12 protein-coding genes are annotated in these 13,999 nt (G+C 65.7%); 6 read left to right on the forward strand and 6 right to left on the reverse strand.

Annotated elements, in window-relative coordinates; all coding sequences use genetic code 11:
- Nucleotides 1–101: 101 nt before the first annotated feature.
- On the reverse strand, nucleotides 102–884 hold the full coding sequence (locus tag AC3WMA_RS23280) for a DUF4394 domain-containing protein (RefSeq protein ID WP_492287650.1): 783 nt from the start codon (nucleotides 882–884) through the stop codon (nucleotides 102–104).
- A 188-nt stretch (nucleotides 885–1,072) separates the two neighbouring features.
- Here AC3WMA_RS23280 and AC3WMA_RS23285 point away from each other — a divergent pair, with 188 nt between their 5' ends.
- The 5 genes from AC3WMA_RS23285 to AC3WMA_RS23305 all read left to right on the forward strand — a co-directional run bounded on the left by AC3WMA_RS23285 (nucleotide 1,073) and on the right by AC3WMA_RS23305 (nucleotide 7,345).
- Entirely contained in the window at nucleotides 1,073–1,633 is a 561-nt protein-coding gene (locus tag AC3WMA_RS23285) for a sigma-70 family RNA polymerase sigma factor (protein WP_492287651.1), read from the forward strand.
- The gene (locus tag AC3WMA_RS23290) at nucleotides 1,630–2,352 is read left to right on the forward strand and encodes an anti-sigma factor (RefSeq protein ID WP_492287652.1); all 723 of its coding nucleotides are present in this window, start codon (nucleotides 1,630–1,632) and stop codon (nucleotides 2,350–2,352) included. Before AC3WMA_RS23285 ends, AC3WMA_RS23290 begins: the two co-directional genes overlap by 4 nt.
- Nucleotides 2,353–2,534: 182 nt before the next feature.
- On the forward strand, nucleotides 2,535–4,667 hold the full coding sequence (locus AC3WMA_RS23295) for a hydantoinase/oxoprolinase family protein (protein WP_492287653.1): 2,133 nt from the start codon (nucleotides 2,535–2,537) through the stop codon (nucleotides 4,665–4,667).
- Nucleotides 4,660–6,369 carry a hydantoinase B/oxoprolinase family protein gene (locus AC3WMA_RS23300; RefSeq protein ID WP_492287654.1) on the forward strand — a complete coding sequence of 570 codons (1,710 nt, stop codon included), beginning with the start codon at nucleotides 4,660–4,662 and terminating at the stop codon, nucleotides 6,367–6,369. The genes AC3WMA_RS23295 and AC3WMA_RS23300 overlap by 8 nt, the downstream gene beginning before the upstream one ends.
- A 160-nt stretch (nucleotides 6,370–6,529) precedes the next feature.
- A complete protein-coding gene (locus AC3WMA_RS23305) occupies nucleotides 6,530–7,345 on the forward strand; it encodes an NAD-dependent epimerase/dehydratase family protein (protein ID WP_492287655.1) in 816 nt (271 codons plus the stop codon).
- 82 nt (nucleotides 7,346–7,427) lie between these two features.
- On the opposite strand, the gene AC3WMA_RS23310 is transcribed toward AC3WMA_RS23305, so the two are convergent.
- Genes AC3WMA_RS23310 through AC3WMA_RS23325 form a run of 4 tightly spaced genes read right to left on the reverse strand, consistent with a single transcriptional unit; the run spans nucleotide 7,428 to nucleotide 10,922 of the window.
- Complete coding sequence (locus tag AC3WMA_RS23310) at nucleotides 7,428–8,258, reverse strand: metal ABC transporter permease (RefSeq protein ID WP_492287656.1); 831 nt, start codon at nucleotides 8,256–8,258, stop codon at nucleotides 7,428–7,430.
- Nucleotides 8,258–9,115 (reverse strand): iron/manganese ABC transporter permease subunit SitC, encoded by an 858-nt coding sequence (gene sitC, locus AC3WMA_RS23315; RefSeq protein ID WP_492287657.1) that lies wholly within the window; start codon nucleotides 9,113–9,115, stop codon nucleotides 8,258–8,260. Before sitC ends, AC3WMA_RS23310 begins: the two co-directional genes overlap by 1 nt.
- On the reverse strand, nucleotides 9,112–10,017 hold the full coding sequence (locus tag AC3WMA_RS23320) for a manganese/iron ABC transporter ATP-binding protein (RefSeq protein ID WP_492287658.1): 906 nt from the start codon (nucleotides 10,015–10,017) through the stop codon (nucleotides 9,112–9,114). The genes sitC and AC3WMA_RS23320 overlap by 4 nt, the downstream gene beginning before the upstream one ends.
- A complete protein-coding gene (locus AC3WMA_RS23325) occupies nucleotides 10,014–10,922 on the reverse strand; it encodes a metal ABC transporter substrate-binding protein (RefSeq protein ID WP_492287659.1) in 909 nt (302 codons plus the stop codon). The genes AC3WMA_RS23320 and AC3WMA_RS23325 overlap by 4 nt, the downstream gene beginning before the upstream one ends.
- 403 nt (nucleotides 10,923–11,325) lie before the next feature.
- Here AC3WMA_RS23325 and hemP point away from each other — a divergent pair, with 403 nt between their 5' ends.
- Nucleotides 11,326–11,532, forward strand: a complete 207-nt coding sequence (hemP, locus tag AC3WMA_RS23330) for a hemin uptake protein HemP (RefSeq protein WP_492287660.1) — start codon at nucleotides 11,326–11,328, stop codon at nucleotides 11,530–11,532.
- A 100-nt stretch (nucleotides 11,533–11,632) separates the two neighbouring features.
- Here the strand turns inward: hemP and AC3WMA_RS23335 are convergent, their stop codons facing one another.
- Complete coding sequence (locus AC3WMA_RS23335; protein WP_492287661.1) at nucleotides 11,633–13,717, reverse strand: TonB-dependent receptor; 2,085 nt, start codon at nucleotides 13,715–13,717, stop codon at nucleotides 11,633–11,635.
- Nucleotides 13,718–13,999 lie beyond the last annotated feature (282 nt).

The raw sequence follows: 13,999 nt of genomic DNA on the forward strand, positions 1-13,999 counted from the left end.
GCGCGCTGGATGAGGGTCGCAACGGCCTGATCGTATGCGAGTCCGGACCGCTTTGATCGGGACGCCCGCGCGATAGCGAGCGTCCCGGCCAGGCGAGAAGCCTACATCGCAGGAAGGACGGCAATGTCCCTCGCCCCTGCTGCAAGCCCCGTAACCTTGCCGACTGCAGTCGCCTTTCCGGTCGCGAGATCGACCTTGTGTAACGCGCCGTCAGCGAGCAGCCAGCCGGTATTGGAGCCGTCGGCGGCCGTCTCGATATCGAAGGCGATCGCCTTCGGCATGACGCCGAGCTTGCCGACCGCGCCGAGAACGCCATCGTTGGGCGGAGCCTGCTTGATCAGGCCACCGATCTTGCCGTCGATGTCGTAGAGCGCCGTTTCCTTGGTGCCCTTGACGGCGTTGGTGTAGGCGCCGGCCACGATCATCGGGGCCTCACCCTTGTGCATGTCGGTCTCGGCGAATTTCAGCTTGCCGTCGACCGTGGTCTTGCCGTCATCGACATTGACGCGAAGGTTCGTGCCGTCGGAGCCGATCACCCGCAGCCGGTCGGCGGCCGGGTTGAAATCGACCGTGGCCATGGCGCTGGCGGACAACACGGTGTCCATCTTGGACTTCATGGTCGCCTTGCCGGCCTTGTCGACGGTGTAGATCGTGCCATCGACGCCAAGCGCGTAGAGCATGCCGTCGGCCGGCCTGACATCGATGCCGGCGATCTTGCCGGCGATGCCGCTGACCTTCATCGACTGGCCGGCCTTCATCGTTGCGGTGTCGATCATGGTGAGCGTGTCGTCGCCGGTCAGGGCTGCGAGCGTGGCGGCCTGCGCGGCGATTCCGCTGCCAAGGCAGGTGGAAACGACGAGGGCGAAACGGATCGTCTTGGTCATCTTGTCCTCCGGTTCTGTCAGGCGCCGCGGCCTCGATACCTGCCGGCGGCGCTCATGCCGGATAGAGCCGGGGCAAGGCGTTGGATGCGCTTGAAAAAATAAAGCCGCCGGGGTGCATCCATCGCAGCGGGGGCAGCGTATCCTTCCGTCGTGCAGCCCAACCGGGACCGCCGAGCAAGGGACACCGCATGGCCGTCAATGCCGCGCAGTCGGACGCAACAGGCATCGAGCTGGCGCTGGCAGCCTGCGCCAGCGGCGATAAAAACGCGCTCCGGCGCATCTACGACCAGGAGTGCCCGCGTATGATCGGTGTGGCGCAGCGCATGCTGAAGCGCCGCGCACTGGCGGAGGAAGCGGTGCAGGACAGTTTCATCCTGATCTGGCGGCATGCGGGACGCTTCGATCCGCAACGCGGTTCGGGCATGACCTGGATCTACGCCATCCTGCGCAATCGCTCGCTCTCGATCCTGCGCGACGAGAAGCGCATGGAGACCGACGAAAGCCCGATCGCCGCGGAAGCCGCCAGCGAGGAGGATGACCCCGAAACGGTGATGGCGAAGCTCTCCGACGCCAAGGCATTGCGCAGCTGCCTGGAGACCTTGCCGGCACCCCGGCGCGGGATGGTGTTGCTCGCCTTCGTGCAGGGGCTGAGCCATGGCGAGATCGCCGGCAAGCTCGGCATGCCGCTCGGGACGGTGAAATCCTGGATCCGGCGATCGCTGATCGCACTCAAGGAGTGCCTCGGATGACGCAGGAACCGAACCCCGAAATCCGCGCCGGAGAATATGTGCTGGGCCTGCTCGACGAGGCCGAGAGGGATGCGTTCGAAAGGCAGATGGCCGGCGACGCAAAGCTGGATGCCGCGGTGGTCCGTTGGCAGATGCGGCTGGCGCCGATCGACGCGACCGCGCGCAAAATCGAGCCATCCGCCGGGCTTTGGCAGCGCATCGAGAGCGGACTTGGCCGCACCTCCGCGCCGCTCCGGACGACGTCTTCATCGCCTGCGCTCGGCACCCGGCTTGCGCGATGGTGGGACGATCTCTGGCTCTGGCGCGGTGCCGCCTTTGCCGGGGCAGCCGTAGCCATCCTGCTCGCCATCGGGCTTGTCGCGGCCCTCGATCGTGCCCGCCGCCAGCCCGTGATGGTCGCCGTCCTGTTGACGGACACCAATGTCGCCGCGGCCGTGGTGAACACGTTCGCCGACGGGCGCGTGGAATTGCTGCCGCTTCAGGATATCGCGGTGCCGCAGGGGCGTGCGCTGGAGATCTGGACATTGTGGGACCGCGCCACCGGGCCACGCTCCGTCGGGTTGATCGATCGTGCCCGCGCCGTGCCGCTGCGGCTGGACAATCTGCCGCTCGGCGCCGACCAGCTCTTCGAGATCACTGTGGAACCGGCCTCCGGATCGCCTACCGGACGCCCGACCGGCCCGATCATCGCCAAGGGCCTGACGGCGCGACGCCTCTAGGCGGCGCACCGTCAGGCCGATGTGGACCGCGCGCGCCAGGGCGATGCACAAAGGACTGTGGGGGCCGCCGCGCGCGCGATGCGGCCATAAAGCTCCCTATCGAACACATAGAAAATAATAGTTCGACGCCATCGACGCCGCGTTCCATCCTCGCCGCCTCAGACAACGGAGGCGCGTAAGCCATGTCCATTCTCGGGGCCCGCCTGGGCGTCGATATCGGGGGAACCTTCACCGACGTCGTGCTGGAGCAGGGCGGGCAGCGGTTCTCGACCAAGGTCCTGACCACCTACACCGCCCCCGAGGATGCGATCATCGAGGGCATGCACCGCGTCTGCGAGAAGGCCGGCATCGCGGCTTCGACGATCGGGCAGATCATCCACGGCACGACGCTGGCGACCAATGCATTGATCGAGCGGCGCGGCGCCAAGACCGCGCTGATCACCACCGAGGGCTTCCGCGACGTCATCGAGATGCGGACCGAGAGCCGCTTCGAGCAATACGACCTCAACCTGACGCTGCCCGAGCCGCTGCTGCCGCGCAACCGGCGCTATACGGTCAAGGAGCGCATGGATGCGCGCGGCAAGGTCCTGATCCCGCTCGATCGCGCCGCTGTCGAGGCACTGGTCGATGAACTGCGCGAAGCCGGCTATGAGAGCGTCGCGGTCGGGCTGCTGCATTCCTATGTCAACGACGCCCATGAGCGCCTGATCCACGAGGTGCTGACCGAGCGTCTGCCGGGCGCGATGGTCTCGCTTTCCTCGGAAGTCTCGCCCCAGATGCGGGAATACGAGCGCTTCAACACGACGATCGCCAACGCCTATATCAAGCCGCTGATGAAGAGCTATCTCGTCCGGCTGAAGGGGCGGCTCGCGGCTGAAGGCGCGGCGTGTCCGATCTTCCTGATGCATTCGGGCGGTGGCATCATCTCGCTCGAAAGCGCCTCGGAATTCCCGGTCCGCCTCGTCGAATCCGGCCCGGCCGGCGGCGCGGTCTTTGCCGCCGACATCGCCGCGCGGCACGGGTTGAAGAAGGTGCTCTCCTTCGACATGGGCGGCACCACCGCCAAGATCTGCCTGATCAAGAACTACACGCCCAAGACCGCGCGCGTCTTCGAGGTGGCCCGGACCTATCGCTTCAAGAAGGGCTCGGGGATGCCGATCTCGATCCCCGTGATCGACATGGTCGAGATCGGGGCCGGCGGCGGCAGCCTCGCCCATGTCGACGCGATGAACCAGATCCGCGTCGGACCGGAGAGCGCAGGCTCCGAGCCCGGCCCGGCCTGCTATGGTCGTGGCGGCAAGCGCCCGGCCGTGACCGATGCCGACGTCATCCTCGGCAAGATCGACCCGGACAATTTCGCGGCCGGCACGATCCCGCTCTTCGCCGACCAGTCGGCCAAGGCGCTGGAGGCCGAGATCGGCGGCAAGCTCGGCATGGCGGCGGAGGAAAGCGCCTGGGGCGTAGCCGAGGTCGTCGACGAAAACATGGCCAATGCCGCGCGGGTCCATGCCGTCGAGAATGGCGAGGACCTCTCGGAATACACGATGATCGCGTTTGGCGGCGCGGCACCGCTGCATGCCGGGCGCCTCTGCGAGAAGCTCGGCATCGTCAGATGCTTGGTGCCGCCCGGCGCCGGTGTCGGCTCGGCCATCGGCTTCCTCAGGGCGCCGTTCAGCTTCGAGGCCAACCGCACGCTGTTCATGAGGCTGGCCCAGTTCGACACCACGCGCGTCACGAAACTCTTCGGCGAGATGGAGGAGGAAGCGACGCGGGTGGTGCGCTCCTGCGGCTGGTCCGGCGCGATCGAGGCCGAGTACAAGATCTACATGCGCTATGCGGGCCAGGGCTGGGAGATCCCGGTCACGCTGACGCCGGAGGAAGCGCGCGCTGCCGACCCGGCCGTCATCCTCCAGCGCTTCGAGCACGAATACGCCAACCTGTTCGGGCGCACGGTGAAGGGGCTCGCCGCCGAGATCACGGTCTGGTCGGTCAATGCCCATACGCCGCAGGAGGCTGTCGCCCCGGTCGCGCCGGTCTCGCAGATGCGCGATGCACCGGCGCAAGGCAGCCGTTCCGTCTTCGATGCCGGCCTCGGCCGCCGCGTCGAGGCTGGAGCCCATGACCGTACCGCTCTGCCCGCCGGCAGCCGGATCAACGGTCCCGGCATCGTCACCGAGGACGAGACCACCATCGTCCTGCCGTCGAGCCGCTTCGCCGTGACGCTGAACGACGGCTGCATCGATATTCGCCTGGCCGAAGCCGCACCCGCCGCCGCTGTCGCTGTCGCTGCGCGCAAGGAGCCCGCCCATGTCTGAGATCTCCAAGGTCGCCTATCAGGTCATGTGGAACCGCCTGATCTCGGTCGTCGAGGAACAGGCGCAGGCGCTGATCCGCACCTCCTTCTCGACCTCGGTGCGCGAGGCCGGCGATCTCTCGGCCGGCGTCTATAACGAGAAGGGCGAGATGCTCGCGCAAGCGGTCACCGGCACGCCCGGCCACGTCAACGCCATGGCCGATGCGGTCGCCCATTTCATCCGCCGGATCGGGCGCGAGAACATCGCCGAAGGCGATGTCTACATCACCAACAACCCCTGGGAAGGCACCGGCCACCTCCACGACATCACCGTTGTCAGCCCCTCGTTCCACCAGGGCCGCCATGTCGGCTTCTTCGCCTGCACCGCCCATATCGTCGATATCGGCGGGCGCGGCTTCGGCGCCGATGCCAACTCGGTCTACGAGGAAGGCCTGCATATCCCGATCATGAAATTCGCCGATCGCGGCACGGTCAACGAGACGCTGGTCATGATCATCCGCGGCAATGTCCGCGAACCCGACCAGCTCGTCGGCGACGTCTATGCGCTCGCGACCTGTAACGAGATCGGCCATCGCCGCCTGATCGAGATGATGGTCGAGTTCAAGCTCGCCGATCTCGCCGGCATCTCCGATTTCATCCTGGCCAATTCCCGCCAGGCGACGCTCGACAGGATCGCCGCCCTGCCGCGTGGGGAGGCCGAGGGTCATATGCGGATCGACGGCTACAGCCGGCCGATCGACCTCAAGGTGAAGATCTCGATCGAGCCGGACGGCGTGCTCTGCGACTGGGCCGGCACATCCGGCGTCGATAAGAACGGCATCAACGTGCCGCTGGTCTATACGAAGGCCTATACCTGCTATGCACTGAAATGCGCGATCGCGCCGGAAATCCCGAACAACGCGGCCTCGCTGGAGCCCTTCCGCATCACGGCGCCGGAGCACACCATCGTCAACGCGGTCTGGCCGGCGCCGGTCGCGCTGCGCCACATCATCGGCCATATGGTGCCGGACACGATCTATGACGCGCTCGACAAGCTCCTGCCCGGCCTCGTTCCGGCCGAGGGCGCCGGGAGCCTCTGCAATTTCCAGGTCTCGCTCCGGCCGCGCAGCGACGGCCCATGGCCGGCTGACGCGGTGCGCGCGGAGGTTCTGACCTTCAACTCGGGCGGCTCGGGGGCACGGCCGGCGCTCGACGGCATGAACGCCACCGCCTTCCCCTCCGGCGTGATGACGATGCCGGTCGAGGCGACCGAGCAGGTCGGCCCGGTGATCGTCTGGCGCAAGGAGCTCCGGCCCGATTCCGGCGGCAAGGGCCAGCATCGTGGCGGCCTCGGCCAGCATATGGAGGTCGGCGCCTGGGAGGGCTACGAGTTCGACATCCAGGCCATGTTCGATCGTGTCCACCATCCCGCCCGCGGCCGGCGCGGCGGGGGTGGCGGCGCGCCGACGACCATCGCGCTCGACGACGGCACGGCGATGAAGGGCAAGGGCAAGCAGTTCGTGCCGCACGGCCGCAAGGTCGTCATGGCCTTCCCAGGCGGTGCCGGCTACGGCTTACCGGCGGAACGGGATCAGCGCAGTATCGAACGCGACCTCGCCCTGGGCTATGTTTCCGCCGCGGCGGCTCGCGCCGATTATGGCCTGCCCGAGGAGCGCGTGATCGATGTGGTAGCCACAGCCCGGCGGGGTGAATTGCCTCGCTAGCCGGGAGATTGCCGCGAGGCGGCCCGTACCCTGCGCAGTGCGGCCCAGCCGCGCCGCGGCTTGCCAGCGATCACCGGTCAATGCCTCATTGCGTCCTTCGATATGGATGGCCTGAACAGGGCAGCATCGCTGCGATGCTGCCGTCAGACGCGAGGATCGCATGCCGCACTACAACCGCATCCTGATCACCGGCGCGGCTGGGCGCCTCGGCTCGCAGCTCCGTGCGGGTCTTGCGCCGCTCGCGCAAGTGATCCGCCTCGCCGATCGCGAGCCGCTCGGCCCGCTCGACGCCCATGAGGAGGAGGCGATCTTCGATCTCGCCGACATGGAGGCGACGATCGCCGCGACGGAGGGCTGCGATGCCATCGTCCATTTCGGGGGAGCACCGACCGAACGCGAATGGCAGGTCATCCTCGATTCCAGTATCCGCGGCTCCTATCACATCTACGAGGGCGCCCGGAAACACGGGGTCAAGCGGATCATCTACGCCTCGTCCGTCCATGCGATCGGCTTCCATGAGATCGGCGCGCATATTTCGGTCGATGCGCCGGTCCGCCCCGATTGCCTCTATGGCGTCGGCAAGACCTTCGTGGAAAGCCTCAGCCGGCTTTACTGGGACAAGTACGGCATCGAGACGGCGTGCCTGCGCATCTTCTCGTCTTTCCCCGAGCCGGCCGATCGCCGGATGCTCTGGTCCTATCTGTCCTTTGCCGATTGCGTGCGCCTCGTCACGGCGTCGCTGACCGCGCCCTTCGTCGGCCATACGATCACATTCGGCACCTCCGACAACACGGTGAAGGCGGTGGACAATAGCGGTGCCGGCCATCTCGGCTATCGCCCGCAGGACAGCTCGGAACCGTTCCGGGCCAAGGTCGAGGCGAAGGCGCCTGCTCTCGATCCGAAGACGCCAACGGGGCGCTATCTCGGCGGCCATTTCTGCGAGATGCCCCACCCGGACGATGAGGCGAAAGCCTGAAGGCGAAGAGCGGAGCCGGCCGGCGAGGAGCCTTGCCCGGCCCCGACTGCCTGTCCGGCGCGCTCTATGGGTCAGGCAGACCTCAAGAGACCACGGCCGCCCTTCGGCTGGTATGGAGGAGCGCGAGGACGAAGACGAACGACAAAAGCAGCACGATCGTGGGGGCCGGCGCGCTGTCGAGGAAGAACGAGAGATAGACGCCGAGTACTGAACCACTCACGGCGATGGCCACCGACGCCAGGAGCATCGAGCTGAAACGGCGCGTGAGCAGGAACGCGATGGCACCGGGCGCGATCAGCATGGCGATGGCGAGGATGATGCCGACGGCCTGCAGCGCGCCGACGATCGTCAGCGAGATCAGACCGAGCAGGCCGTAATGCAGCAGCTTGACCCGCAAGCCGACCGCCTGGGCCTGCGCCGGGTCGAAGGCATGCAGCAGGAAATCCTTCCATTTGATGCCGATCACCGCCGCGGTGAACAGCGCGATCGCGGCCGCGCCTGCAATGTCGGCCCCGGAGACGCCGAGCATGTCGCCGAAGAGGATGTGGTCGAGATGCACGTCGGACTGGATCTTGACGTAGAGCACGAGGCCGAGCCCGAACATGCCGGAGAAGACCACGCCCATCACCGTGTCCTGCTTGATCCGGCTGTTCTCCTTCAGGAAGCCGGTCGCGGTGGCGCAGATCATGCCGGCGGCGAAGGCGCCGATCGCATAGGGAAAGCCGAAGATGTAGGCGAGGACCACGCCGGGGAACACGGCGTGGCTGATCGCATCGCCCATCAGCGACCAGCCCTTCAGCACGAGAAAGCAGGACAGGAGCGCCATCGGCACGGCGACGATCGCCGAGATCACCAGCGCATTGACCATGAAATCGAAGCGGAAGGGCGACAGCAATGTCTCGATGAGCACCATCACCCGGCCTCCAGCTCGCAGGCGGCGCGGCGGCGGGCGGCCAAGAGGCCATGCTTGGGCGCGAGGAAAAAGGCGATGAGGAAGACCGTCGTCTGCAGCACGACGATGATGCCGCCGGTGGCGCCGTCGAGAAAATAGCTGACATAGGCGCCGATGAAGCTCGTCAGCGCGCCGATCGCGACCGCGATCGTCAGGAGCCGCGGGAAGCGGTCGGTCAGCAGATAGGCGGTGGCGCCAGGCGTGACCACCATGCAGATCACGAGGAAGGCGCCGACCGTCTGCAGCGCCGCCACCGTCGAGGCCGAAAGCAGGGTGAAGAACATCAGCTTGAGTGCCGTCGGGTTGAGGCCGATCGAGCGCGCATGGCTCTCGTCGAAGAAGGTGACCATCAGGTCCTTCCATTTGACGAGCAGGATGGCGAGCGAGACGAAACCGATGGCCGCGAGCTGGATCGTGTCGGCCGGGGTGATGGCGAGCACATTGCCGAGCACGATGGTCTGGATGTTCACCGAGGTCGGCGACAGCGAGACCATGAACAGGCCGAGCCCGAAGAAGCTGGAGAAGATCAGGCCGATGATGGCGTCTTCCTTCAGCCGCGTGCGCTGGTTCAGGAAGAGCATCGCGCCGGCCGCGAGCCCGCCGGAGAAGAAGGCGCCGACAGAGAAGGGCAGCCCCAGCATATAGGCGCCGGCCACACCCGGCACGATCGCGTGCGAGAGCGCATCACCGATCAGAGACCAGCCCTTCAGCATGAGGTAGCAGGACAGGAATGCGCAGACGCCGCCGACGAGGGCGGAGACCCACATCGCATTGCGCATGTAGCCATAGGCGAAGGGCTCGAGCAGGAGCGCGGTCATTGCCGCTCTCCGTCAGGCGCCTCGGCCTCCCGGCGCGATGCCTTGCCCTCGCGCAGGATCAGGGGTCGCTCGTCATCGGTGAAGACGCCGACCGGGGCCTGCCCTTCGTGGCCGGCTCCGCCCAGCACGAAATGGCGGAGCACGCCGCCGAAGGCGCGCTGCAGGTTTTCCTGCGTGAAGGTCTCAGCCGTCGGACCGTAGGCCAGCACCGTCCCCTTGATCAGGATGGTGCGGTCGCAGAATTCCGGCACGGAGCCCAGATTATGCGTGGAGACCAGCATGACGCGGCCCTCCGCCCTGAGTTCCCGCAGCAGGGCGATGATCTGGTCCTCGGTCTTGACGTCGACGCCGGTGAAGGGCTCGTCGAGCAGGATGACCCGGCTGTCCTGGGCGAGCGCGCGCGCGAGGAAGACGCGCTTCTTCTGCCCACCCGAGAGTTCGCCGATCTGGCGCTTGCGGAAGGCGCTCATGTCGACGCGGTCGAGCGCCGTGGCGACGGCTTCGTGATCCGCGGCCTTGGCGATGCGCATCATGCCCATATGGCCGTAGCGGCCCATCATCACGACATCCTCGACCAGCACCGGGAAGGTCCAGTCGACCTCCTCGGCCTGCGGGACATAGGCGATGAGGTTGCGGCGCAGCGCATCGCGCACGGTCAGGCCGAGGATGCGGATCTCACCCTTCGCAAGGCGCACGAAGCCCATGATCGCCTTGAACAGCGTCGACTTGCCGGAGCCGTTGACGCCGACGAGTGCGGCGATCGTGCCGGTGGGGATGCGGAAGCTCGCATCCCGGAGGGCGGTATGGCCATTGCGATAGGTGACCGTCGCGTCGGTCACCGCGATGCCTGAGCCCTCCTCCACGACGGTGGGAAGCGAGCGGCCGGCAACGGGAGCGTTCACCGTGTCAATCCCTTCGCGATCGTGTCTGCCGTGACCTTGAGCAGGTCGATATAGGTCGGAACCGGGCCGTCCGCCTCGCTCAGCGAATCCACGTAGAGCACGCCGCCATAGTTCGCGCCGGTCTCGCGCGCGACCTGCTGGGCGGGCTTTTCGGAGATCGTGCTCTCGGAGAAGACCACGGTGATCTTGTTCTTCCTGACGGCGTCGATGACCTTGCGGACCTGCTGCGGCGTGCCCTGTTGGTCCGCATTGATGGGCCAGAGATAGAGTTCCTTCAACCCGAAATCACGCGCCAGATAGGAGAACGCGCCCTCGCTGGAGACGAGCCAGCGCTTCTCAGCGGGAACGGCAGCGAGCTCGGCTTTGATCGGATCGACGGCCGCCTTGATCCGGGCCTTGTAGGCTTCGGCATTGGCCCTGTAAGCCTCGGCGTTCTTCGGATCGTGCTTGGCGAAGGCGTCGCGGATATTGTCGACATAGATCAGCGCAGCCGCCGGCGACATCCAGGCATGCGGGTTCGGCTTGCCCTTGTAGGGTCCCTCGCTGATCCCCATCGGCTCGACGCCCTGCGAGACGACGACACTCGGGACATTCCTGAGGTTCCGGAAGAATTTCTCGAACCACAGTTCGAGATTGAGGCCGTTCCAGAGGATGAGCTGCGCGCCCTGCGCACGCTGGATGTCGCCAGGCGTCGGCTGGTAGTTATGGATCTCCGCACCCGGCTTCGTGATCGACTCGACCACGGCGACGTCGCCGGCGACATTGCGCGCGATATCGGCGATCACCGTGAAGGTCGTGACAGCCTTGAACTTCTCCTGCGCCGCAGCGGGCGCGCCGCCGAAAGCGACAACGAAAGCGGCGCCCACCAAACCGATCAGACCCGATCTACGCGAACCAACGGCCATCGAGGCATCCTTATTGACAATGAATTGCAACAACTCATTGCTAACCCGAAGTCGAGCAATTTTGCAAGTGCGATTGATTAGCAATTAGAAGTTTTCTCGCGCACCGGACGCCTCGCGACGCGCCGGCGACACGACGAAACCCTCAGCGACGCCGGCACGCGGTACCGTCGTCACGAGCCTGGGTGATGCAAGCCAGCCAGAGGCAAGAGGAGGTCCGAAGCAGGCATTCGCGCTTCGGCGATCGCCGCAAATCATCATGCGCCGGCAACAGTTGCCCGGATCGCGTGCAGACCGGGAAACTTTGAATGATTACACGTATAAACTATTGTAATTGCTATATTTTTTGTACGATGGCAGGTTTCCGACACCCATGTGCGGCATCGTTGATCACCAGAGCGCTCTCATGAACACCCCGAATCCGCGCCGGCCCACGGGGCGGGCCGCCTTGAGCAACCCCAGGCAGGCTCCCGCGAAGCCTGACGCCAAGCCCGCGAAGAGCCTCACCAGCTCGGCCGTTTTCAACGGCGCGACCGAGATCGGCATCGAGCATCATGGCGAGCTCTACCGGTTGAAGATCACCCGGCAGGGAAAGCTGATCCTGACCAAGTGAAGGGGGGCGGGTGGACGGTGAAGCCACCCTGCCCTCCCTGCCTTCGGAAAAGCGACCTGGCGCGTCATGCTATCGCGCCAAGCCGGCCCGCATCATCCGCTCAGAACGTGCCCTTGAGACCGACGCCGAACATGCGCGGCTCGGTCATGCTCGCCTCGGTGCCGCCGATGCCGCGATTCTGCTGCATATAGGTCGGCGCGCGCTCGTCGAAGATGTTCTTCACATAGCCGTAGAGCTGCAGGTTGTCGGTGAACTGGTAGCTCGCGCGCAGATCGGCGATCGTGTAGGGCTTGATCAGGTAGAGGCGCGTATTGGCCACGTCGGAATAGTATCCGTCGGTATGGCGCATCTGCGCGGTGACGTTGAACTTGCTGGTGACGTCCCAGCTCACGCCGAAGCTGAGCATGTAGCCAGGCGACTTCGCGAACTCGTTGCCCTTGTAGCCGGCATTGGCCGAGATCCTGTCGATTTCCGTGCGCAGCAGGCCTGCCCCGGCCTTGAGCGTGAGATTGTCGAGGATGCGATAGTCGGCATTGACCTCAAGCCCGTAGGCATGGGCCTTCTCGGCATTGATGCCATAGGACTGGACGACGCCCGTCGCGAGCACCACCGGGATGAAGTACTGGGCATTGCGGAAGTCGGTGTAGAACAGGTTGCCGCTGACGTTCAGCCTGTTGTCGAACAGGCTGGCGCGGGTGAACAGCTCATAATTCCAGAGCGTCTCTTCCTTGAAGGACTGCCAGCGGCCAGCGGTAAGATTCAGCGAGACGCCGCCGGGATTGTAGCCGCGATTGACCATGGCGCCGACGGTCCAGTCCGGCGTCACCGCATAGGCCAGCGAAGCCTTGGGCAGGACCGCCTGGAAGGTCTTGTCGAAATCGACGCCCTGCCGTGCGAAGACCGTGCTGCCGACGCGCTGGATCTGGTCCTGCTGGAAGCGCAGCGAGCCGGTGAAGGTCCAGCGATCGGTCAGGCGGTAGCTCGCCTCGCCGAAGATGCCGAGATTGCGCTTGGTGTCGTCGAAGGTCGAGCGGCCGGTGAGGTAGAGGTCCTCGTCCGTCTTGGTGTGGGCGTAGTAGATGCCGGCAACGCCGCTGAGTACGTCGCTCGGATCGCCGTAGGTCAGCCGCGTCTCGTTCGAGGCATTCGTCTGCTTGATATAGGCATCGCCACTGCCGAGGATGCCGGTCTTCCGGCTGGTCGAGAGATCGCTGTACTGGGTCTGGTTGAACAGCTTGAAGCGGTTGCCGAAATCATAGCTGAGATCGAGGATGCCGGTCGTGGTGTCCTGCCGCCAGCTCGGCATGGTCGTGGTGATGTGCCTCAGCCTGTGGAACGGGGCGGATGCCGCTTCCTGGCTCGGCCGGTTGGTCGAATTGCGCGACAAGGTGAGCTTCGCCTCGAAGCCAGGCAGCGCGGTCGGGCGCCAGAGCAGCTTGGCGCGCAGGTTGAGCGCCCTGAAGTCCTGGTCGGCATAGCGCGTCTGGAAGTTCGGACTGACATAGTTGATGAAGGTGTCGCGCGCCGAATAGTCCAGCGAGATGCGGCCGGCGAGCTGCTCGGCGATGATCGGACCGGACAGCATCATCGCGGTGCGCCGTGACGCATAGCTGCCGAACTCGGTCAGGAAAGCCGCTTCCCGCGTGAAGGTCGGGTCCTTGGTGTTGACGATGATCGCGCCGGCGATGGCGTTGGCGCCCTGCGAGGTCGTCTGCGGCCCACGGAAGACCTCGATGCTCTTGACGTCCCAGGGCGAGGTCGCGCCGAAATAATACTCGTTATAGCTGAGATAGTGGCCGTCCACGTTGATCGTGGCACGGGGCACAGTGCCACCCCAGAACGAGTTCTGGCCGGTGAGCGGCCCCTGCGTATCCTGGCCGCGGATGACCGGCGCCCCGACCGTGTCGGTGTAAGTCACGTTCGGCGTGCCGACGAGCACTTCGGAGACCGAGCTGTTGCCGGTGTTCTCGCGAGCGATGTCACGGGCCGTCTTGACCGCGACCGACGAAGCAGTGCTGCGCAGGTCGCGCTCGACCTTCTCGCCGGTGACCATGATCGTGTCGAGCTCGATCGTCGTGCCGGCCGCCGGAGCGGGCGCGCCTTGCGCGAAGACCGGCGAGGCGGCGGCGACGGCCATGAGCGACACGACGCTGACGCCGCGCAGCAGAGCGAACCTGGACGACATGATGTTCCCCGCAATCCGAAGACGTCTCGCTGGCTGGGGACAGGGCCGTGGCTCGCGAGCTTGCAATGATGATCCTACAATGTGGAATGCATTCCGCATGTCAACACGAGAGCCGGCACCTGTACGGTATTGTCCCGGCCTGTTGTTTTCCGGCCGCAGCCGTGCGACGCCCATTGCCGGCCGCACCGGCCCGCTTGTCCTGACAAGGCCGCCAATGGCAGAAAGCCTGTTCCGGCGGCCGCCGGGAGCCTCACCGCGATTCGCATGATGACCAGCTTTTTC

This window comes from Allobosea sp. FW305-C-101, assembly GCF_058783685.1.